General features: G+C 70.2%; 22 protein-coding genes. 15 read left to right on the top strand and 7 right to left on the bottom strand.

Features of this window, described 5'->3' with window-relative positions:
• Nucleotides 1-94: 94 nt before the first annotated feature.
• The 3 genes from OVA26_RS01900 to OVA26_RS01890 are packed head-to-tail and all read left to right on the top strand — an operon-like array spanning nucleotide 95 to nucleotide 2765.
• Nucleotides 95-1096: a metal ABC transporter solute-binding protein, Zn/Mn family gene (locus OVA26_RS01900; RefSeq protein ID WP_268102744.1), complete on the top strand. Its 1002-nt coding sequence runs from the start codon at nucleotides 95-97 to the stop codon at nucleotides 1094-1096.
• A complete protein-coding gene (locus OVA26_RS01895) occupies nucleotides 1093-1908 on the top strand; it encodes a metal ABC transporter ATP-binding protein (RefSeq protein ID WP_268102743.1) in 816 nt (271 codons plus the stop codon). The genes OVA26_RS01900 and OVA26_RS01895 overlap by 4 nt, the downstream gene beginning before the upstream one ends.
• On the top strand, nucleotides 1905-2765 hold the full coding sequence (locus OVA26_RS01890; RefSeq protein WP_056224793.1) for a metal ABC transporter permease: 861 nt from the start codon (nucleotides 1905-1907) through the stop codon (nucleotides 2763-2765). Before OVA26_RS01895 ends, OVA26_RS01890 begins: the two co-directional genes overlap by 4 nt.
• Before the next feature lie 70 nt (nucleotides 2766-2835).
• On the opposite strand, the gene OVA26_RS01885 is transcribed toward OVA26_RS01890, so the two are convergent.
• From OVA26_RS01885 to OVA26_RS01870, 4 genes are read right to left on the bottom strand one after another with little or no spacing between them, the layout of a single operon-like run.
• On the bottom strand, nucleotides 2836-3330 hold the full coding sequence (locus tag OVA26_RS01885; protein ID WP_268102742.1) for a hypothetical protein: 495 nt from the start codon (nucleotides 3328-3330) through the stop codon (nucleotides 2836-2838).
• A gap of 9 nt (nucleotides 3331-3339) precedes the next feature.
• Nucleotides 3340-3756 carry a hypothetical protein gene (locus tag OVA26_RS01880; protein ID WP_268102741.1) on the bottom strand — a complete coding sequence of 139 codons (417 nt, stop codon included), beginning with the start codon at nucleotides 3754-3756 and terminating at the stop codon, nucleotides 3340-3342.
• Complete coding sequence (locus tag OVA26_RS01875) at nucleotides 3753-4541, bottom strand: WXG100 family type VII secretion target (protein ID WP_268102740.1); 789 nt, start codon at nucleotides 4539-4541, stop codon at nucleotides 3753-3755. The genes OVA26_RS01880 and OVA26_RS01875 overlap by 4 nt, the downstream gene beginning before the upstream one ends.
• Complete coding sequence (locus OVA26_RS01870; protein WP_268102739.1) at nucleotides 4538-4750, bottom strand: hypothetical protein; 213 nt, start codon at nucleotides 4748-4750, stop codon at nucleotides 4538-4540. The genes OVA26_RS01875 and OVA26_RS01870 overlap by 4 nt, the downstream gene beginning before the upstream one ends.
• Nucleotides 4751-4992: 242 nt before the next feature.
• Here OVA26_RS01870 and OVA26_RS01865 point away from each other — a divergent pair, with 242 nt between their 5' ends.
• The 8 genes from OVA26_RS01865 (at nucleotide 4993) to rpsN (ending at nucleotide 10310) form a co-directional block, all read left to right on the top strand.
• The gene (locus OVA26_RS01865; protein WP_056224791.1) at nucleotides 4993-5406 is read left to right on the top strand and encodes a Fur family transcriptional regulator; all 414 of its coding nucleotides are present in this window, start codon (nucleotides 4993-4995) and stop codon (nucleotides 5404-5406) included.
• Nucleotides 5387-6421 carry a permease gene (locus tag OVA26_RS01860; RefSeq protein ID WP_442786048.1) on the top strand — a complete coding sequence of 345 codons (1035 nt, stop codon included), beginning with the start codon at nucleotides 5387-5389 and terminating at the stop codon, nucleotides 6419-6421. Before OVA26_RS01865 ends, OVA26_RS01860 begins: the two co-directional genes overlap by 20 nt.
• Nucleotides 6414-7271, top strand: a complete 858-nt coding sequence (locus OVA26_RS01855) for a TIGR03943 family putative permease subunit (RefSeq protein WP_268102737.1) — start codon at nucleotides 6414-6416, stop codon at nucleotides 7269-7271. Before OVA26_RS01860 ends, OVA26_RS01855 begins: the two co-directional genes overlap by 8 nt.
• Nucleotides 7261-8685: a hypothetical protein gene (locus OVA26_RS01850; protein WP_268102735.1), complete on the top strand. Its 1425-nt coding sequence runs from the start codon at nucleotides 7261-7263 to the stop codon at nucleotides 8683-8685. Before OVA26_RS01855 ends, OVA26_RS01850 begins: the two co-directional genes overlap by 11 nt.
• Nucleotides 8685-9365, top strand: a complete 681-nt coding sequence (locus OVA26_RS01845; protein ID WP_268102733.1) for a DNA-3-methyladenine glycosylase — start codon at nucleotides 8685-8687, stop codon at nucleotides 9363-9365. The genes OVA26_RS01850 and OVA26_RS01845 overlap by 1 nt, the downstream gene beginning before the upstream one ends.
• A gap of 228 nt (nucleotides 9366-9593) precedes the next feature.
• Complete coding sequence (rpmB, locus tag OVA26_RS01840) at nucleotides 9594-9830, top strand: 50S ribosomal protein L28 (RefSeq protein WP_055832508.1); 237 nt, start codon at nucleotides 9594-9596, stop codon at nucleotides 9828-9830.
• Nucleotides 9830-10000 carry a 50S ribosomal protein L33 gene (gene rpmG / locus OVA26_RS01835; protein WP_013584775.1) on the top strand — a complete coding sequence of 57 codons (171 nt, stop codon included), beginning with the start codon at nucleotides 9830-9832 and terminating at the stop codon, nucleotides 9998-10000. The genes rpmB and rpmG overlap by 1 nt, the downstream gene beginning before the upstream one ends.
• A 4-nt stretch (nucleotides 10001-10004) precedes the next feature.
• Nucleotides 10005-10310, top strand: a complete 306-nt coding sequence (gene rpsN, locus OVA26_RS01830) for a 30S ribosomal protein S14 (protein WP_022878196.1) — start codon at nucleotides 10005-10007, stop codon at nucleotides 10308-10310.
• A 114-nt stretch (nucleotides 10311-10424) separates the two neighbouring features.
• On the opposite strand, the gene OVA26_RS01825 is transcribed toward rpsN, so the two are convergent.
• Complete coding sequence (locus OVA26_RS01825) at nucleotides 10425-11876, bottom strand: helix-turn-helix domain-containing protein (protein ID WP_268102731.1); 1452 nt, start codon at nucleotides 11874-11876, stop codon at nucleotides 10425-10427.
• Nucleotides 11877-12289: 413 nt separating this feature from the next.
• Between OVA26_RS01825 and OVA26_RS01820 the strand changes: the two genes are divergently transcribed.
• Both OVA26_RS01820 and OVA26_RS01815 read left to right on the top strand, forming a co-directional pair.
• Complete coding sequence (locus OVA26_RS01820) at nucleotides 12290-12577, top strand: HU family DNA-binding protein (RefSeq protein WP_013584778.1); 288 nt, start codon at nucleotides 12290-12292, stop codon at nucleotides 12575-12577.
• A gap of 77 nt (nucleotides 12578-12654) precedes the next feature.
• Complete coding sequence (locus tag OVA26_RS01815; RefSeq protein ID WP_268102730.1) at nucleotides 12655-14637, top strand: cytochrome c oxidase assembly protein; 1983 nt, start codon at nucleotides 12655-12657, stop codon at nucleotides 14635-14637.
• 7 nt (nucleotides 14638-14644) lie between these two features.
• On the opposite strand, the gene OVA26_RS01810 is transcribed toward OVA26_RS01815, so the two are convergent.
• Both OVA26_RS01810 and OVA26_RS01805 read right to left on the bottom strand, forming a co-directional pair.
• Nucleotides 14645-15724: a hypothetical protein gene (locus OVA26_RS01810; protein ID WP_268102728.1), complete on the bottom strand. Its 1080-nt coding sequence runs from the start codon at nucleotides 15722-15724 to the stop codon at nucleotides 14645-14647.
• Between the two features lie 42 nt (nucleotides 15725-15766).
• Nucleotides 15767-16600 carry an NAD(P)/FAD-dependent oxidoreductase gene (locus OVA26_RS01805; RefSeq protein ID WP_268102726.1) on the bottom strand — a complete coding sequence of 278 codons (834 nt, stop codon included), beginning with the start codon at nucleotides 16598-16600 and terminating at the stop codon, nucleotides 15767-15769.
• A 51-nt stretch (nucleotides 16601-16651) separates the two neighbouring features.
• On the opposite strand from OVA26_RS01805, the gene OVA26_RS01800 reads away from it, so the two are divergent.
• The gene (locus tag OVA26_RS01800; RefSeq protein ID WP_268102725.1) at nucleotides 16652-17137 is read left to right on the top strand and encodes a helix-turn-helix domain-containing protein; all 486 of its coding nucleotides are present in this window, start codon (nucleotides 16652-16654) and stop codon (nucleotides 17135-17137) included.
• A gap of 9 nt (nucleotides 17138-17146) precedes the next feature.
• Entirely contained in the window at nucleotides 17147-18520 is a 1374-nt protein-coding gene (locus OVA26_RS01795) for an ATP-dependent DNA helicase (RefSeq protein WP_268102724.1), read from the top strand.

Genomic DNA, 18520 nt, shown 5'->3' with positions numbered 1-18520 from the left:
GGAGGACAGATCGGCAGGATGCCGGATCCTGAGAACCTCGTATGCGGTACACCCTGAGTTTGAGAACGATTATCAACGGCGATACGGTTTCCCTATGACCCGCCGTATTCTCGCCCCCGTCGTCCTCGGGGCCGTCTCCGTTCTCGCGCTCGCCGGCTGCGCCGGAGGCACCGCCTCGCCCGCTTCGTCGGACTCGTCCGGAAAGGTCAAGGTCGTGGCATCCACCGACGTCTACGGCTCGATCGCCCAGGCGGTCGGCGGTGAGTACGTCGACGTGGCCTCGATCATCACCTCGCCCAGCCAGGACCCGCACGAGTACGAGGCGAGCGCGCAAGACCAGCTGACGCTGAAGAACGCCGGTCTCGTGATCGAGAACGGCGCCGGTTACGACGCGTTCATGGAGTCCCTCATCCAGGCCAGCGGCACGTCGGCTCCCGTGCTCACCGCCGTGGAGTACAACCACGACTACCCTGGGTCGAAGGGTCACTCCGACGACGACGCGAGCCCCGCCCCGAGCGAGAGCGCCGACGACCACGCGCACGCCGAGGGCGACGGCCACGACCACATCGAGGGCTTCAACGAGCACGTCTGGTACGACCCCCACACCATCGAAGACCTCACCGAGGCCATCGCCGACGAGCTGGGCAAGATCGCGCCCGACCACGTCGCCGACTTCAACGCCAACGCCGAGGCCTTCACCCAGCAGATCGCCGGCCTCGAGGACTCCCTCGACGCGATCAAGGCGAAGGATGCCGCCAAGAAGATCTTCGTGACAGAGCCGGTGCCGGTGTACCTGACCACGACCGCAGGCCTCGACAACGCGACCCCCAACGAGTTCAGCGAGGCGGTCGAAGAGGGCCAGGACGTCCCGCCCGCGACCCTGCTCGAATCGCTTCAGCTGTTGGATTCGGGTCAGATCACCGTCATGATCGTCAACCCGCAGACCGGCGGCGCCGAGGTCACACAGGTGCAGAACGAAGCGAAGACCAAGAACATCCCCGTGATCGAGTTCACGGAAACGCTCCCCGAGGGACAGACTTACATCTCGTGGATGCAGAGCAACATCACGGCGCTGTCCGACGCGCTGGCGGCGTGAGCGCGACCGCACCGCTGCGCATCCGCGGAGCCGCCCTCGAAAGAGGGGGCCGGGAGCTCTGGGCCGGGCTCGACCTCGAGGTCGAGCCCGGCGAGCTCGTCGCCGTGCTCGGACCCAGCGGCTCGGGCAAGACCACGCTGCTGCGCGCGATCCTCGGGCTCGAACGCCTCAGCGGGGGATCGATCGAGGCGCTCGGAGCCCCGGTGCGCCGCGCCGGCAACCGCCGCATCGGCTACATCCCCCAGCAGCGCCCCCTGCCGCGCGAGACGCCCCTCCGCGGCCGCGACATCATCGGTCTCGGGGTCGACGGGCACCGTCTCGGTCTGCCCCTGTCGCGCAAGAAGGATCGCGCGCGCATCGACGGACTGCTCGAGGCCGTGGGGGCCACCGCGTTCGGCGACCGCCCCGTGGGGCTCCTCTCCGGCGGAGAGCAGCAGCGACTGCGCGTGGGCCAAGCGCTCGCCGACGACCCCGCCCTCCTGCTCTGCGACGAGCCGCTGACGAGCCTCGACCTCGCCAACCAGCAAGCCGTCGTGCGGCTCATCGACCGCCACCGTCGCGAGCGCGACGCCGCCGTGCTGCTGGTCACCCACGACATCAATCCCGTGCTGTCGCGCGTCGACAGCATCCTCTACATCGCCAACGGCCGCTTCACCCTCGGGACTCCCGACGAGGTGCTCACGACCGAGACCCTCTCGGCCCTGTACGGCGCCCCCGTGTTCGTCGTCCGCGCCGGCGACCAGCTCATCGTCGTCGGAGCCCCGGATGCCGAGGACGCCCACCACCATCACCACGACGAGGACGACGCATGAACTGGTCCGACGTCGGCACCGCCCTCTTCGGCGGGGTGAGCCAGTACGGCGCGATCCTCGAGCTGGTGCAGAACTCCGTCTACGCGGGTGCGGTCCTGGGCCTGGTGGGCGGCCTCATCGGCGTCTTCGTCATGCAGCGCGACATGGCCTTCGCCGTGCACGGGATCAGCGAGCTGTCCTTCGCCGGTGCCGCGGTGGCCCTGCTCATCGGCGTCGACGTCGTGTCGGGCTCGATCGTGGGCTCCCTGATCGCCGCCGCACTGATTGGGGTGCTGGGCGCCCGCGCGCGCGATCGCAACTCGATCATCGGCGTGCTCATGCCGTTCGGCCTGGGTGTCGGCATCCTGTGCCTTTCGCTCTACAACGGGCGCAGCGCGACGCGCTTCAGCCTGCTGACCGGGCAGATCGTGTCGGTGCAGAGCGAGCAGCTCGGGTGGCTCGTGGTGATCGGCGTCGCGGTGTTGGTCGCCCTGCTGCTCATCTGGCGCCCGCTGCGCTTCGACTCCCTCGACCCGCAGTCGGCGGCCGCGCGAGGCGTGCCCACCACCGCCGTGTCGCTGGCGTTCATGCTGCTGCTCGGCCTGATCGTCGCCGTGGCGGTGCACATCATCGGCGCACTGCTGGTGATGGCGCTGTTGGTCACGCCCGCCGCGGCGGCGATGCGCGTGGCATCCGGTCCCCTCTCGGTGCCGCTGCTGGCCGCGCTATTCGGCTTCGTCTCGGCCGTGGGCGGAGTGCTGCTCGCCGTGGCCGGAACGCTGCCGGTGAGCCCGTACATCACGACCATCTCGTTCGCGATCTACCTCGTGTGCCGCCTGGTCGGCGCCCGCCGCGATCGCACGACCCGGGCGGTCTGAGGGGGGTTCTTCGCGGATGCCGCGCGGTGCGGTGCCGTCGCGCGCGACGCCCGTGCGAGGCCGACGACCTTCAGCTCGCGCTGCCGCGTTGGTCTTCGAACGGAGCATCCAGGTCGAACAGGCGGAGCACGTACTTATCGGGAACGCGCTCGGTCTGAAAGTAGGCGAAGAAGATGTCGCCGGCTTCGGTGGCGTCGAAGACTTCGTCGGGGTAGACCAGGGTGTGGTTCTGGCCGCCGTTGAACTCAATCCGGACTGCGGGTTCCCCGTTCCGGGGGCCGCCGTGGCCGAGCGAGTAGAGGCGTTCCTCGCCGTCGTCGTCGAGGCGACGCCATTCGATCGTCATCGCTTCGGCGGTGCCTGCGGCTTGAAGGAAGGTCCCGGGAAGATTGGGGGTCCTTACTCGTGAGAAATCGGCGGAATCTGGGATGGCCCACATGGAGAGAGCGGAGCGATGTTCCGTTCCGAGTAAGGATGTCAATCGATGAATAAATGCTTGGTTCTCTTTGGCGGTGCCAGGTAGATCCGAGTAGATCCCTGGGGTGAAGTGATACCCGAACTGCATGACCTTCTCCTAATCCACGGTTCGCGTGAACACTCTGACGATCGAGATCTCCTGACCATTCAGGATCGCGCGCGCCGGGGATCCGCCGTTTATAAGGCCATCGAAGAGTCTCTGTTCCCTGGTAAGGCCGCCCGTTCCGCTCTTAACCTCTAATGCGCTGTATGTTCCATCTGGATTTCTGAATAAACCATCGAAGTATCGCCCATGGGGATTTCCCCCATCGACCAGAGCACGCACCTTTTGGGGGATCATCTTCACGCCGCGTTCGGCCTCGAACATCGCAATACCTAATTTCTCCTTATCCACCCATGGTCGACCGCCCCGCCCGGTGAAGCGGCCTTTCGCGTCCCTCCCGTCGGCGCGGTCCTCCCGGCTGCTCGGCGACGATACCCCGCTGTCTCCCGCCGCGTGCGCCGCGGCGTTCATGATTCCCGCGCCGGCGAGAGCGGCACCGCTTGCCACGACGGCCGCGCCGGCGACGTTGGCGGGAACCCCGACGGTCGCGCCCGCCACGGTGACGTCCGCGGCGAGTCCCCGCCGAACAGTGCCGCGCCGCCGGCCATCAACGCGGCCCCGCCGACGATCTGCTGCAGCGCGTCGGGGTGCTCCAGCAGGGCGTTACCGACGCTGGCCAGCGCGGTCGTCGAGGCTCCGTCCGCGGGTGCCGGGGCGATGTCACGCAACACCGCGGCGGCTTCGGCCGCGGCATCGGCAACGGATTCGCGCGCGTACGCGAGCAGCGCCCGCGCATCGCCCCGCGGGCCCGAACCGGGGTCGGGAAACGCGCGTGTACCCGGCCCCGTGTCGCCACGCGGCCCGAGCGGCGCCGGCGATTCCGCGGCCGCCCCAGCGGTCAGGGCCGCGGCGTGGGCGAACATCGCGATCGCATCGCCCGCCTTCTGCTGCCCCCACCCCAGCACGGTCGCGTACTGCTCCCACGCCCCGGCGGCGGCGCCCATCTTCTCGGCGAGGTCGTCCCACGCCGTGACCATGTTGGTGACGCGTTGGGCGAAGGCACCCGCGCTCTCGCCCTCCCACCCGTCGACCTGACGTAACCCGGCCAGCTCGTTCGCGGCTCGCTCGCACCCCGACGCCGCGTCGCGATACTGCTGCGCACACGCGAACAACGCCCCCGGGTCGCCGGGCACGAGCGCTGTCGGATCGTCGGTGTCTCCGAGTTCGGCGCGGTGGGGCCCGACCGGAGACCTCACCGCGGACCCGCCGTCGGGCTCGCATCGCCGAGGCTCGCGTCGATGCCGTCGAGAAGCGACACCATCGCTCGTTCGTGCTCCTGCCACAGCGCCACGGTCTGTCGCACACCCGTGGCGAGGGTCTCGAGATCGGCCCGCCGTGCGTTCAACGACAGTCGCAGCGCGCCGGCGGCGTCGCTCCCCGCTCGCGCCAGATCGTCGTCGTGCACCGATGGGGGTGTCGAGACCCCGCTCGGAGCCTGGTATCGAACTCCGTCCACCCGACGCGCCACGTCAGTGAGTGCATCGCCACTCATCGAGATCCGCCCCCGTGAATCCATGAGCGGCATGTTAACGAGTGCCGTGAGACGCACTCCACCCTCCCGGTCGGATTTCACCCGCAGATTCACCCGCGGGGCGCACCCGCCCCGCGCCCAGCCGATTCACCGATCCCCTCGCTAGACTCGCGGCCATGGTCCAGCGCAACACGTGGCAGCGCGAACGCGTGCGGGAGGCTCTGTCCGGAGCTCCCGGCTTCGTCAGCGCCCAGTCGCTGCACGCGACCCTGCGCGACGAGAACACCGGCATCGGCCTCGCGACCGTCTACCGCACCCTCGCGGGTCTCGCGGCCCGCGGCGATGCCGACTCCCTGCAGAGCCCCGACGGCGAGAACCTGTTCCGCGCCTGCGAGACGCGCGGTCACCACCACCACCTGATCTGCCGTTCGTGCGGCAAGGCGGTCGAGATCGCCGCGACCGACGTCGAAGAGTGGGCGCAGCGCACCGCCGCGCAGCACGGCTTCAGCGAGGCCGAGCACGTGGTCGACATCTTCGGCATCTGCACCGATTGCGCCCACGCCCGGGCTCGTGAGCGTGGCGACGAGTAGTCGCACCACGGCACCCTCGCCGCAACGCTCGGGCGCCCCCCGCACCCTCGTCGCGCTCGGCCTGGGTGTCGTCGTGATCACGGCCCTGTTCCTCGTCGACGCCTTCGCCCCCACGTTCTTCGCGCAACCGCTCCCCACCCGCGCGCAGGACGGCCTCACGCTCGCGCTCAGCGTGCTGATCGAGTCGCTGCCGTTCGTGGTCCTCGGCGTCGTGCTGTCGATCATCGTGCAGGTCTGGGTGCCCCCGGGGGCGATCGAGAGATGGATGCCACGCGCGCCGTGGGCGCGCCGGGCCGTCCTTTCGCTGCTGGGCATGTTCATCCCGGTCTGCGAGTGCGGCAACGTGCCCTTCGCCCGCGGCCTGCTGATGCGCGGTTTCGGGGTGAGCGACACGCTGACCTTCCTGGTCGCCGCTCCCATCGTCAACCCGATCGTCATCATCAGCACGCACGCCGCCTTCGGCTTCAGCGACGGCATCCTGGTGGCGCGTCTGATCGGCGGCTACCTCGTCGCCAACCTCATCGGCTGGCTGTACAGCCGGCATCCCGATCCCGACAAGCTGCTCACCGAGCGCTTCCTCGAGACGTGCGAGATCGTCGTCCAGGAGCGCGGCGACCGCGGCCGGCGCACCCTCGCCCAGTTCGTCGTCGAGCTGCGCTCGGTCATGCCGGCGCTCATCATCGGTTCGCTCCTCGCGGGGGCCGTGCAGGTGCTCGTGCCGCGCAGCGCCCTGCTGGCGATCGGATCCGACCCTGCGCTGTCGATCGCCGCGATGATGGCGCTCGCGATCGTGGTGTCGCTGTGCTCGAACGTCGACGCCTTCTTCGCGCTGTCGTTCGCCTCGACGTTCACGCCCGGCTCGATCGTGGCCTTCCTTGTGGTGGGGCCGATCATTGACCTCAAGATGATGGCGCTGCTGCGCACGACCTTCTCGTCACGGGTGCTGGTGGGCATGACGGTGGTCGTCGTGCTCTTCGCCTTCACGCTCGGAACGGTGGTGAACCTTCTTGTCTAAAACGGGTGCTCTCGCCACGCGCTGGCTCGGGGTGGGCCTGACCGCGTGCCTGTCCATCACGACGATCACGCTGTGGGCGACCGGGCGGATGGCGCTTTATATCAATCCCGATTCGGCGTGGTTCGCCGTCGGCATGGCCTTCGTCGCGCTGATCGGCGCGATCGCCTCGTTCGCGCTGCCGCTCGGAGCCGAGGCCGATCACGGCCACGACCACGAGCACGGGCATTCGCCCGCCGCGGCATCCGCCCCCCGCGAGGCGTTCGCTCACGCCGACCACGCTCACGCCGACCGGTTCGACGAGCATGATCACGCCGCGCACGACCACCTGGCGGCCCGTCCGCGCCTGACACCCGGCGGGATCGCCGCCTTCACCGGGGGCGTGTTGGCCTCGGGGGCGGTGATCGCCGTGCTGCTCACCCCCGCGGCCTCGCTGTCGACCGAGCTGGCGGTGTCGCGCGACGTGGGTGCGCCTCCGTTGTTCGCCGGCTCCGACGCGGTGACCCTGGCCGCCTCGGGCGACACCTCCACGTTCGGCATCGGCGACTGGTCGGCGGTGTTCGCGCACGCCACCAACCCCGAGACCTTCGACGGCAAGCCCGTCACCCTCACCGGGTTCATCACCCCGGCGAACGACGGCTCGAGCTTCGATCTCACCCGGCTCGTGATCACGCACTGCGTGATCGATGCACAGACCGCGCGTCTGCCCATCGCCGCGACGACCGGTGCCCCCTCGACCGGCCAGTGGGTGACCGTCACCGGGACGGTGCGCTCGAGCGGAGACGGCAAGCTCGCGGTGCACGCGGATCAGGTCGCCGCGATCGACGAGCCCTCGGACCCGTATGAGTACTGACTCCCGTCGCGGCGGCGACTCCCGCCGTTCGCGCGCCCGCCGCCGGCGCGGGCGTGGATTCGCGATCGCGTTCGCCGCCGTCCTCGTCGGTCTCGTGGTCGTCGGCGGCCTCGGCGGAGTGATCGCGGTGGCGCAGGGGCCACGCGTCACGGACGTGCAGGTCGATCCCGCCGCGGCCGTCGCGGCATCCGGGTCGCGCGTGATCCTCACCACGACGCAGTCGCTGCAGAAGGTCGACCCCTCGCAGGTCGAGGTCGACCCGGCGACGCCGTTCACGGTCGACACCTCGGGGCGCAGCGTCGGCGTGCGTTTCACGCTGCCGTTGCGCGACGACACCGACTACCGCATCACCGTCAACGGGGTGAACGGCCTGGGTGCGGGTCCGGCCTCGACGCTTACCGAGACGTTCCGCACCCCTCCGCTGCAGGCCTACCTGATGCAGCGCGGCACTCCCGAGGGCGACACGATCTTCCGCACCGACCTGCAGGGCCAGGCGGGGCTCCCGGTGTTCGTGAACCCCCACATCGAGGATTTCCGCGCCACCGCCAACCACCTCGTCATCTCGGTGCGCGACGGCGACACCCCGCGCGTGATCGTGACCGACCCCGACGGCAAGAATCAGCGCGACATCGCCCTCCCCGGCCCCGGGTACGTGACCAATCTGCAGTCGGCCGACCGGGGGGAGCGCATCGGATTCACCTTCTCGGATGCCGACCTGGGCGCCGCCGGAGGCCGCGAGAGCCGCCTGTTCACGGCGTCGGCGGCCGACGACTCCCCGCCCGTCGAGGTGGGGCTGAACGGCGGCGACGTGCGCATCGCCGACTATCGCTTCGTGCCCGACACCGACAGCATGCTGGTGCTCACCTTCGACTCTCGCCTGCTCCTGACCGACGCGCAGGGCGGCAACGCCGCGCCCCTCGGCAGCGCCGTGTCGATCGACGGCATTGCCCGCGGTTCTTCGGTCGCGATCGTCGAGAGGCTCGAGGGCATCCGCGAGATCGATCTGACCGACGGCTCAGAGCAGGGGCTCGTCGAGCCCGTCGACCCGCCGGGGATGGCGGGACGGGCGACGCCGATGCCCGGGGCGGGGGCGGGGACGATCCGTTCGTTCGCCGACATCAGCTCCGACGGGGTCTCGCGATCGACGATCGTCTCGCACGTCGACACCGACGGCACCGTCCGCCAGCTGTTGAGCGTGCCGGGCTCCGACACCGTGCTGCAGACCTGCGTGTCGCCGAGCGGGCGCTACGCCGCGGTGCTGGTCGCGCCGCGCGCGGTCGACAATCCCTTCGACCGCTACCAGCTGCCCCTTCCGCAGCGCCTGCTCACCCACCTCGTCGAGGTCGACACCGGCCAGGAGGTCGTCGCGCTGCAGGGCTTCGACCTGTCGTGGTGCCAGGTGCCCCCGCAGTGATGCGCCCCGCGACCCGCGCCGACCTCGTCGATCTGCCGGTCGAGGTCGCTCCCCGGCTGCTGGGCGCCCTGCTCGAGACCGAGGTCGCCGGAGAACGGGTCGTCGCGCGCCTCACCGAGGTCGAGGCGTACCACGGCCTCGGCACCGGAGAGCGCCCCGATCCGGGTTCGCACGCCCGCATGGGGCCGACGGCGCGCAACGCCACGATGTGGGGGGAGCCGGGGCACCTCTACGTCTACCTGAGTCACGGCATCCATTCGTGCGTGAACGTCGTGTGCGGCCCCGAGGGTGTCGCGGGCGGAGTGCTGCTGCGCGGCGGCGAGATCGTCGAGGGGGTTGACATCGCAGAGCGGCGGCGGCTCGAGCGCCGCGGGGCGGTGCGGGCGTCGCGGGATCTCGCTCGCGGTCCCGGACGATTCGGCGACGCGGTGGGTCTTCGGCATCCGATCCACGACGGCATCGACGCGGTCACCGGCGCGGAGCGGGCCGGGGCTCGAGCGCGGCTGCTCTTGCCCGAGGCGCCGCCGCCGGTCGTGGCGACGGGGCCGCGCGTGGGGGTCGCGGGCATCGCCGGCACCGACGCGTTCCCGTGGCGCTTCTGGATCGAGGGGGATGCCACGGTCTCGGCGTTCCGCTGGGGCCGGGGCGCGGCGGAGGCGGGTGGGGCGCGAGGGGGCTGACCCCGCCGAAGCCCCGGTGCCTTCGACGGGCTCGGGGCCCTCGCGTTCGATGACCTGATCAGGTCAAGGCGACACGCCGTGCTAGACTGACCCCTTGTCTGCGCGCACTCCAGCACGCAGTTCGCATCCCTCCTCTCGATCCCGGCCTTCCGCCGTGCTCGAACGGGGTGCAGACAAGGGATCTTGGGTGACACCGTCCGGTGTCACGGTACAGAAGGAGACATCACCATGGCAGCAGTGTGCCAGGTGACTGGAGCGGTTCCCGGCTTCGGTCACAACATCTCGCACTCGCACCGCCGGACGAAGCGCCGCTTCGACCCGAACGTGCAGAAGAAGACCTACTTCGTTCCGTCGCTGGGTCGCAACATCAAGCTCAACGTTTCGGCGAAGGGCATCAAGGTCATCGACGCTCGCGGCATCGAGTCCGTCGTCCGTGACCTGCAGGCGAAGGGCGTGAAGCTGTAATGGCGAAGAAGGCTCAGGACGTTCGTCCGATCATCAAGCTGCGTTCGACCGCCGGCACGGGATACACCTACGTGACGCGCAAGAACCGCCGCAACAACCCCGACCGCATCGTGCTCAAGAAGTACGACCCCGTGGTCCGTAAGCACGTCGACTTCCGAGAGGAGCGCTAAGCACATGGCTAAGAAGAGCAAGATCGCGCGCAACGAGCAGCGCAAGGTCGTCGTCGAGCGCTACGCCGCGAAGCGCGCCGAGCTGAAGAAGACCCTGGTCGACCCCAACGCGACCGACGAGGCCCGCGAGGCCGCCCGCGTGGGTCTGCAGAAGCTCCCCCGCAACGCGTCGCCCGCGCGCGTGCGCAGCCGCGACGTCATCGACGGCCGCCCCCGTGGCGTCCTCACGAAGTTCGGCGTCTCGCGCGTCCGCTTCCGTGACATGGCCCACCGTGGCGAGCTGCCCGGTGTGACCAAGTCGTCCTGGTAAGCACCAGACACCGTACGAGAGGCGGGGGCCCCAGCGGGGCCCTCGCCTCTCGTCGTTGACGGCGTCGATCGGCGGCGGCTCCATCAGGGTCCGGAGCGCGGCGCTGCACGACGCTCATTTGTCGAGGGCGGCGAGCATCTCGACGGCGTCGGTCCGACCGCGCACGCCCAGTTTCTGGTAGATCGAGCGCACCTGGCTCTTGACCGTGTTGAGCGAGACGCCGCGCTCGCGGGCGATCTCGACGAGGCTCAGCGACTGCCGCAACAGGTCGGCCGTCGCCCTCTCGGTCGGGGTGAGACGAGCCGCCGCGACCGGCGAGTGGGCGTCGCAGCCGGACGTGGCGACGCGCGCGAGTGTCGCCTGCAGGTGCGGGAGGGCCGCGGCGAGCACGGTGTCATCGTCGGCCACGGCGTCCATCAGCGCCCGGGTCTCGTCGTGCGGCAGAGCGAGGAACGGCGTCGCCGAGGAGCCGGTGCGCACGATCAGATGCAGGGCCGCCTGCATGCTCTGGCGTGCACGCCGGGTGTAACCCAGCCGGTTCTGCGCCAGCGCCCGTCTCACCAGGGCGGGGGTCAGGGTGCGCAGGCAATGGTTCGATCCGGGTGCGACGCAGGCGTCGGTCTCGAGCAGCAGCTCGCGCTCGCGGCCCAGACCGAGCAACGCGCCGGTCCGTTGCATCGCGAAACAGGAGCCGTGACCCTCGGGGGACTCGAAGGGATCCAGCGTGGTCAACGCCTCCCGGTGCTCGCCCTGCGCGACGAGGATGTCGGCGAGCATGCAGACGAGGAGATGCCGGACCATGCGTTGGCTGCTGAGTCGGCGGCTGCCGTGCAGGAGTCGTTGACATTCGGCGCGGCCGGTGCCCAGGTCACGGTCCAGTACCATCGCCATCACCTCGACGACGCGCGCCGCGTACCCCGCGTAGGGGTCGTCCGGATGCGCGCATCGCATCATCCCCGCCACACCCCGCAGTCGCGAGACGTTCAGATCGGCGGCGGCGATGAGAGCCTCGGCGAGCTGAAGCAGGGAGGAGATGTCGGCGGCAGCCCATTCCCGAGCCGTGAACAGCTCGGCGGCCTCGGCTCGGGCGCTTTCGGCCGCGAGGTATTCGCCGTTCAGTGCGTGTCCCAGGGCGCTCACCGACAGCGCCCGGTACCTGGTCGCGTCGGTGTCGGCGAACAGGAGAGCCTCGACTCCGAAGCGTGCGCCCACCTGCGGCCAGCCGATGGCGGTGCCGTACTCGCCGGCGGAGGCGTACAACTGGGACCGCGCGCCGGACGACAGCATGGCCGGTCGCCGCAGGCGGACCTCGTCGAAGTAGCGGGAGAGGGCGGCGGTGCCCTCGGTGAGGGCGTCGCGGCGGGCACGGGCGGCCAGGAGGGCTGCCAGCGGCAGAGCCGTGGAGTCGGTCCAGACCGCGGGCGGCTCGGGAAGCTCCGCCTCCGAGAGCAGTGCGAGGTGGCGGGGTGCGGGGACTCCGTGACCGGGCAGCAATCGCAGGGCCGTCGTCGTGGCGGCCGCGCGGAGTACGGCGCGTGCCTCCATCGAGGCGGGTGAACCTGGCATCTCTCCCCCTTCGTCGCTGCCCAGCGGGTGGAGTGCGCGCGGAGCGCAATCCGGCCGAATGTACTTCGGGTGGGTCTCGCCGACCGCGTGAGCGGGGCATGCTGTCAACAACGCGTGACAGCGTGTCGCGGCGTCGCGGACGGCCAGCGACGGGGCACGCACGGACGAGCGCGGACTCTCACTCCGGGCCCGGGGCTGCGCGGTGCCGCGGGCGGGCTCACCCGACCCATCCGCCTCATGCGTCCCATGGGTCGCACGACACGCCGGTCGAGAATGGGTCGAAATCCGTCAGAATCCCCGTAATTCCGCGGTTCGGTTGATACTGTCGAGGCGGTCTCCCGACCACCGAGGAGGATTCCCCCCTCGTCCGCGTAACGAGAGGCGACCTACGTCGTCGCCTGGAGGACAACCACATGGCTGACAAGTCCATCACCAAGACCGAGCTCGTCGCGAGCATCGCCAGCGCGACCGGGCAGAGCCAGTCCGCCGTGTCGGGCGTGCTCGACTCCCTCTTCTCCACCGTCTCCGAGGCGGTCGCCAAGGGCAGCAAGGTTTCGATCCCCGGTTGGATCGCCTTCGAGCAGGTCGCGACGTCGGCTCGCACGGGCCGCAACCCCCAGACGGGCGAGGAGATCTCGATCCCCGCCGGCAAGCGCGTCAAGGTGACCGCGGGCTCCAAGCTGAAGGCCGCCGTCAAGTAAGACGACGTCGAACGACAGAGGGGGGATGCCACACGGCATCCCCCCTCTGTCGTTCTCTCGCGACGTAGGCTGAGGGGGTGAATCCCCGCCTGCTCCGCGTCGCGGGACCCGTCATCCTGGTCGTGGTCTCGCTGATCGCCGTCGCGGTGGGGCTCGCGTACGGAGGCGGAGCGGCTCCCACGCAGCTCGCCGACCCCGGCCCGGTTGTCCGGTGGGGTTTGCCGATCGCCACCGTCGTCGTCAACCTCGCCGCCGCCACGATGGTCGGTTCGCTGGTCCTGGCGCTGTTCGCCCTGACGGCGGGGGAGCGACCCTTCGAGATCGCCCTGGACACGGCATCCATCGGCGCCGCCGTGTTCACCGTCTCGGCGGCCACCACGGGGTACCTGACCTTCCTCAACGTCCTCAACGCGAAGCCGACGCTCGACGCGGTGTTCGGGCAGCAGCTCGGCCGCTTCCTCGTCGAGAGCTCGATCGGGCAGGCGTGGCTGATCACCACCATCGCCGGCGCCGTGCTGACCGTGCTCACCTTCGCCGTCCGCTCGTGGATCCCCACGCTCGTCGTCGCGATCCTCGCCCTCGCCTCGCTCATCCCCATGGGCACGCAGGGGCACGCGGGCGAAGAGGCCAGCCACAACGCGGCCGTGACCTCGCTCGTCCTGCACATCATGGCCGCGGCCGTGTGGCTCGGCGGACTGATCCTGCTGGTGGTCGTCCGCCCCGCGATGTCGCGCGGGCACCTGCAGACCGCGCTCCTGCGCTACTCGTCGATCGCCCTCGTCGCCTTCATCGTCGTCGCGATCTCGGGAACCGTCCGCGCCTCGATCGGCCTCCTGGGCCTCCAGAACCTCTGGTCGGCCTACGGCGTCCTCGTGCTCGTCAAGGTGGGCGCGCTGATCGCCATGGGCGTCCTGGGCGCCTGGTACCGCCGTCGACTGATCTCGGGCATGGCCGACGAGCCCGGCTCCCGCCGCTTCTGGGGCGTCATCACCCTCGAGCTGGCGTTCATGGGCATCGCCAGCGGTGTCGCCGCAGCCCTCGCGCGCACGCCCCCGCCGGTGCAGCCCCCGCTGGTGGGACAGACCCCGGCCGAGGTGCTGACCGGCGCGCCGCTGCCTCCCGATCTGACCATCGAGCGCTGGTTCACCGCGTGGGACGTGGATCTGCTCTGGACCCTCGTGGTCGCGTTCGGGATCTTCTTCTACCTCGCCGGCGTCTGGCGTCTGCTCCGCCGCGGCGACTCGTGGCCGATCTACCGGACGGTGCTGTGGGTCCTCGGCATGCTGAGCGTGTTCTGGGTCACGTCCGGTCCGATCAACGTGTACCAGGACTACCTGTTCAGCATGCACATGATCGGCCACATGCTGCTGTCGATGGCGATCCCGCTCATGCTCGTGGCGGGGGCCCCGGTCTCGCTCGCGGCGCGCGCCATCCGCAAGCGCACCGACGGGACGCGCGGCGGCCGCGAGTGGATCCTCTGGGCGGTGCACAACCCGGTCGCGAAGGTGCTGACCAACCCCTACGTGGCGGCGGGCCTGTTCATCGGCTCGCTCTGGGCGTTCTACTACACCGACCTGTTCCGCTGGTCGCTGTACGACCACGTCGGGCACATCTGGATGGTCGCGCACTTCCTGGTGACGGGTTACCTCTTCGTGCTGAGCCTCATCGGCATCGATCCCGTTCCGTACCGCCTGCCCTACCCCATGCGCCTGCTCGTGCTCATCGCGATCATGGCGATGCACGCCTTCTTCGGCATCGCCATCATGATGAACTCGGGTCTGATGGTCGCTGAGTGGTTCGGCGCGATGGGCAGGACCTGGGGGGCGACACCTCTTCAAGACCAGTACGTCGGCGGCGGTGTGGCGTGGTCGGTCGGCGAGATCCCCACGCTCATCCTGGCGATCGCGGTGGCCATCCAGTGGAGCCGGAGCGACGAGCGTCAGCAGCGCCGCCGCGACCGTCACGTCGACCGCGTCGGCGATCTCGAGCTCGACGCGTACAACGAGGAGCTCGCTCGCCTCGCCGAGCGCGACGCCCGGGTCGCATCCCGCGGCACCTAGGCGGGACTCAGTCGGACGACCCGCCGACGAGGATCGAGGCGGTGCCGTCCGGCAGCACCGTGATCTCGCCGTCGACGCGGAACGCGACGTCTTCATCAACCGTGCGGACGCTGCCGTCGAAGATCGAGCGGATGTCGACGACGATATGCGCGACGGCCTTCGCCGAGGGGATGCGCCACCCGGCGCCGTCGGGGACCACGGTCACCTCGGGTTGCTGCACGATCGACCAGGTGGGCGCGTCGTCGATGCGGTTGCGCACCGTGAAACCGAAGGGGCAGCCGGTGGGTTGCAGCACCTTCTGCTGGGCGCACGTGGTCAAGAAGTCCTCGACGCGCGACTGCACGACCGAGATGAACTCGTCGGTCGGCTGCGCCTGCACGTCGACCGGGATGCCGGCCAGCGGCGCGTCGGCGAGCACGGCGACACCGGGGGTCGCCGAGATCGCCGTGTCGACGTCGACCGAGTAGAGCCCCGGCGAGAACACCAGGAGCGGGACAGCGGCCGTGGGATCGACGTCGGCCCCGTCGACCGAGACCTGTCGCTTGTCGACCTCGAACCCGTTCACAGCGAACCGCATCGATCCCTCGACCGTGAGCTTCATCACCGACAGCGGGCTGCGGGCGAACCGCCACCGGGGGAGCAGGCCCTCGTTCGTGTCGTGCTGCACCGAGAAGGTCGTCTTTCCGGCGTACCCGCCCGCGGTGTACGAGACCGTGACCTGCGTCTCGTCGCCGTCGGCGCTCTCGCCGGTGATCTCGGCATCCGTCAAGGACGTCAGGGCATCGGGGCGCAGCAACGCCTCGGATGCCGTGGCCGGCAGGCCCGCCGACTGCAGCTCGGCGGAGTCGACGGCCACGCCCGGAACCGCGAGAGCCTCCGCCGTGCGGCGCTCCTGCAGGAGCTCGAGGTAGTGCTGGACGAAGGCGCGGGGGCTGTAGAACTCGCGGTACAGCGAGGCGGCTCCCGCCCCGAGCGCGGCGATCAGCAGCACGCCGACCAGGACGATCCCGGTGATCGTAGCCGCGGGGCGTGCGCGCGCGCCGCGAACGCCTTCGGGCGTCGCGGGGCCCCCGCCTGCGGTGTCCACGCCTCCAGTGTAGGAAAAGCTCCTGTGGAGGCGCCGCGCGCGTCAGTCCATGACGAGCGATTGCACGATCGCGACCGCCGCCAGCTGCCCGCCGGCGATGGCTGCGGCGAGCGAGAACAGGGGTCCCGGCAGGTGATCGGGGTGCGCCAGGTCGCCCACCGCGTAGACGTTCTCGATGCTCGTGCGCCCGAAGGGATCGGTGCGCACGGCCCCCGACTCCTGCAGCTCCACGCCGAGCCCCTCGACGAAGCCGGCCCGTGAGCTCCACGTCGGGGCGACGAACGCCCCGGCGACCTCGAGCGCCGAGCCGTCGGTGCGCTCGAGCGCGAGACCGTCGGTCGTCCCGGCGACGCGCACGACCTCGACGGGGTCGACGAGATGGACCTCGGATGCCACGGGCTCGAGCATGCGTCCGAGGGCTGCGGCGTGGGCACTGCCGTTGACGATCGCCACCGGTCGGCCCGCGAACTCGTGACCGTGGCAGAACGGGCAGTTGGCGACGCGGTCGCCCCACTGCGCGGCGAGGCCGGGGATATCGGGCAGCCGGTCGGCGACCCCCGTGGCGAGGATGACGGCGTGGGCGCGGAGGATCTCGTCGCCCACCGTGACGGTCACGGCGTCGGTCTCTCGGGCGACGGCCGAGACGGCGGCATCCCGGATCTCGACGTCGGGGTAGGCGGCGATCTCCTCCCGGCCGAGGCGGCGGAGCTCGGCGGGGTCGCGCCCGTCGTTCGTCAGCAGGTTGTGCGCGTGGCGCACGGTGCCGTTGCGGTAGTCGCCCGAGTCGAGCAGCAGGGTCCGGCGGTGCATGCGCCCGAGGGTGAGGCCCGCCTGCAGGCCCGCGGGGCCGCCTCCGATGATGATCGCGTCGTACACGATGAGCTCCTTCCGTTTGCGTTCTCGTCCATCCTGTGACTTCATGTCGACATGAAGTCAAGCGCGGTGAAGGACGGCGAGTCGATCGGCGAGGCGGCGGCGCGGTTCGGGCTCGAGACGCATGTCCTGCGGCACTGGGAGGACGCGGGACTCCTGGATCCGGCTCGGGATGCCGCGGGCCGACGCCGCTACGCCGAGGGCGACAGCGTGCGCATCGCGGTGATTTTGCGGAACAAGGCCGCGGGGCTCTCGCTCGACCAGGTCCGGGTGCTGCTCGACGACGGAGCCCCCGACCGGCATCGCGTGCTCGAGGAGCACGTCGCGGAGTTGGACCGACGTGCGGCCGACATCGCCCAGGCCCGCGCCATGACCGAGCACGCCCTGCGCTGCCGCTCGCACGACATCACCGAGTGCCCGCGCTTCCGCAGCCACGTCGCCGACGTGCTGTCGGGGGAGGCGCGGTGGCTGCTCGTCCACACCGAGCCGATGGGCGGGCCCATCCCCAGCTCGCCGTCCGAGGCGACCTGCGCGAACTAGCATGGGCCGGTGACCACGCCGCCCCTTTCCGCCGAGCAGCAGGCGCTGTTCCGGCTGATCGAGGACACCCGCGAGCACGTCTTCGTCACCGGGCGCGCGGGCACGGGCAAGTCGACCCTCCTGCAGCACCTGGCGTGGAACACCAAGAAGCAGATCGCGGTCTGCGCACCCACGGGGGTGGCCGCGCTCAACGTCGAGGGACAGACGATCCACTCGCTGTTCCGCCTGCCGATCGGGCTCATCGCGAACGGCGACATCGACCAGAACGACGCCACGCGCAAGATCCTGAACGCCATCGACACCCTGGTGATCGACGAGATCTCGATGGTCAACGCCGACCTGATGGATGCCATCGACCGCTCGCTCCGCCAGGCTCGCGGTCGACGGTCGGAGCCGTTCGGCGGCACCCAGATCGTCATGTTCGGCGACCCGTACCAGCTGGCGCCCGTGCCGCCGCGGGGCGACGAGGCGCGCTACATCCGCGACCACTACCGCTCGTTCTGGTTCTTCGACGCGAAGGTGTGGTCGGGCGAGGCCGCCAGCGACGGTCTCATCGACATCGGCCGCCACGGGGCCGACCTGCACGTGAACGAGCTCGTCGAGATCCACCGGCAATCCGATCCCGGGTTCAAGCATCTGCTGAACGCCGTGCGGTACGGCCGGGTCACCGCCGAGATGGCCGGGGTGCTGAACACCGCGGGTGCGCGCACGCCCCCGCACCCGGCCGATGGCGAGCACCCGATCATCACGCTCGCGACCCGGAACGACCGCGTCAACACGATCAACCGCAAGCACCTCGACGAGCTCATCGGCCGCACGCAGACCGCGAACGCCGAGATCTCGGGCGACTTCGGGCGCGGCGAAGCGAACTACCCGGCCGAGATGGAGCTGACGCTCAAGGTCGGTGCGCAGGTGATGTTCCTGCGCAACGACGGCGCGCAGTTCGGCGAGGCTCCGCGCTGGGTCAACGGCACGATCGGCACCGTGACCCGCATCGCGGGCGACAGCGTGCGCGTCGAGGTCGACGGTATCCCGCACGATGTCGAGCCGGCCGTGTGGGAGAGGTACCGCTACGCGTACGACCCGGGGACCAAGAACCTCTCGCGCGAGATCGTCGCGGAGTTCACGCAGTTCCCGTTGCGCCTGGCGTGGGCCGTGACGATCCACAAGTCTCAGGGCAAGACCTACGACCGGGCGGTCGTCGACCTCGGGGCGGGGGCCTTCGCCCCGGGGCAGACCTACGTCGCCCTCAGCCGCCTGACCTCGCTCGACGGCCTCTACCTCACGCGGCCGCTCAAGCCGAGTGACATCCGGGTCGACGAGGACGTCCGACGCTTCATGAAGCAGGCGTGGCTCGCGCGGCAGGACGCCGCGAAGGCGTGA

This window comes from Microbacterium sp. SL62 (genome assembly GCF_026672635.1).
Lineage (GTDB): Bacteria > Actinomycetota > Actinomycetes > Actinomycetales > Microbacteriaceae > Microbacterium > Microbacterium testaceum_A.
The sequence above is the reverse complement of the archived record's forward strand: the minus strand, read 5'-3'. Positions and strand labels throughout refer to the sequence as shown.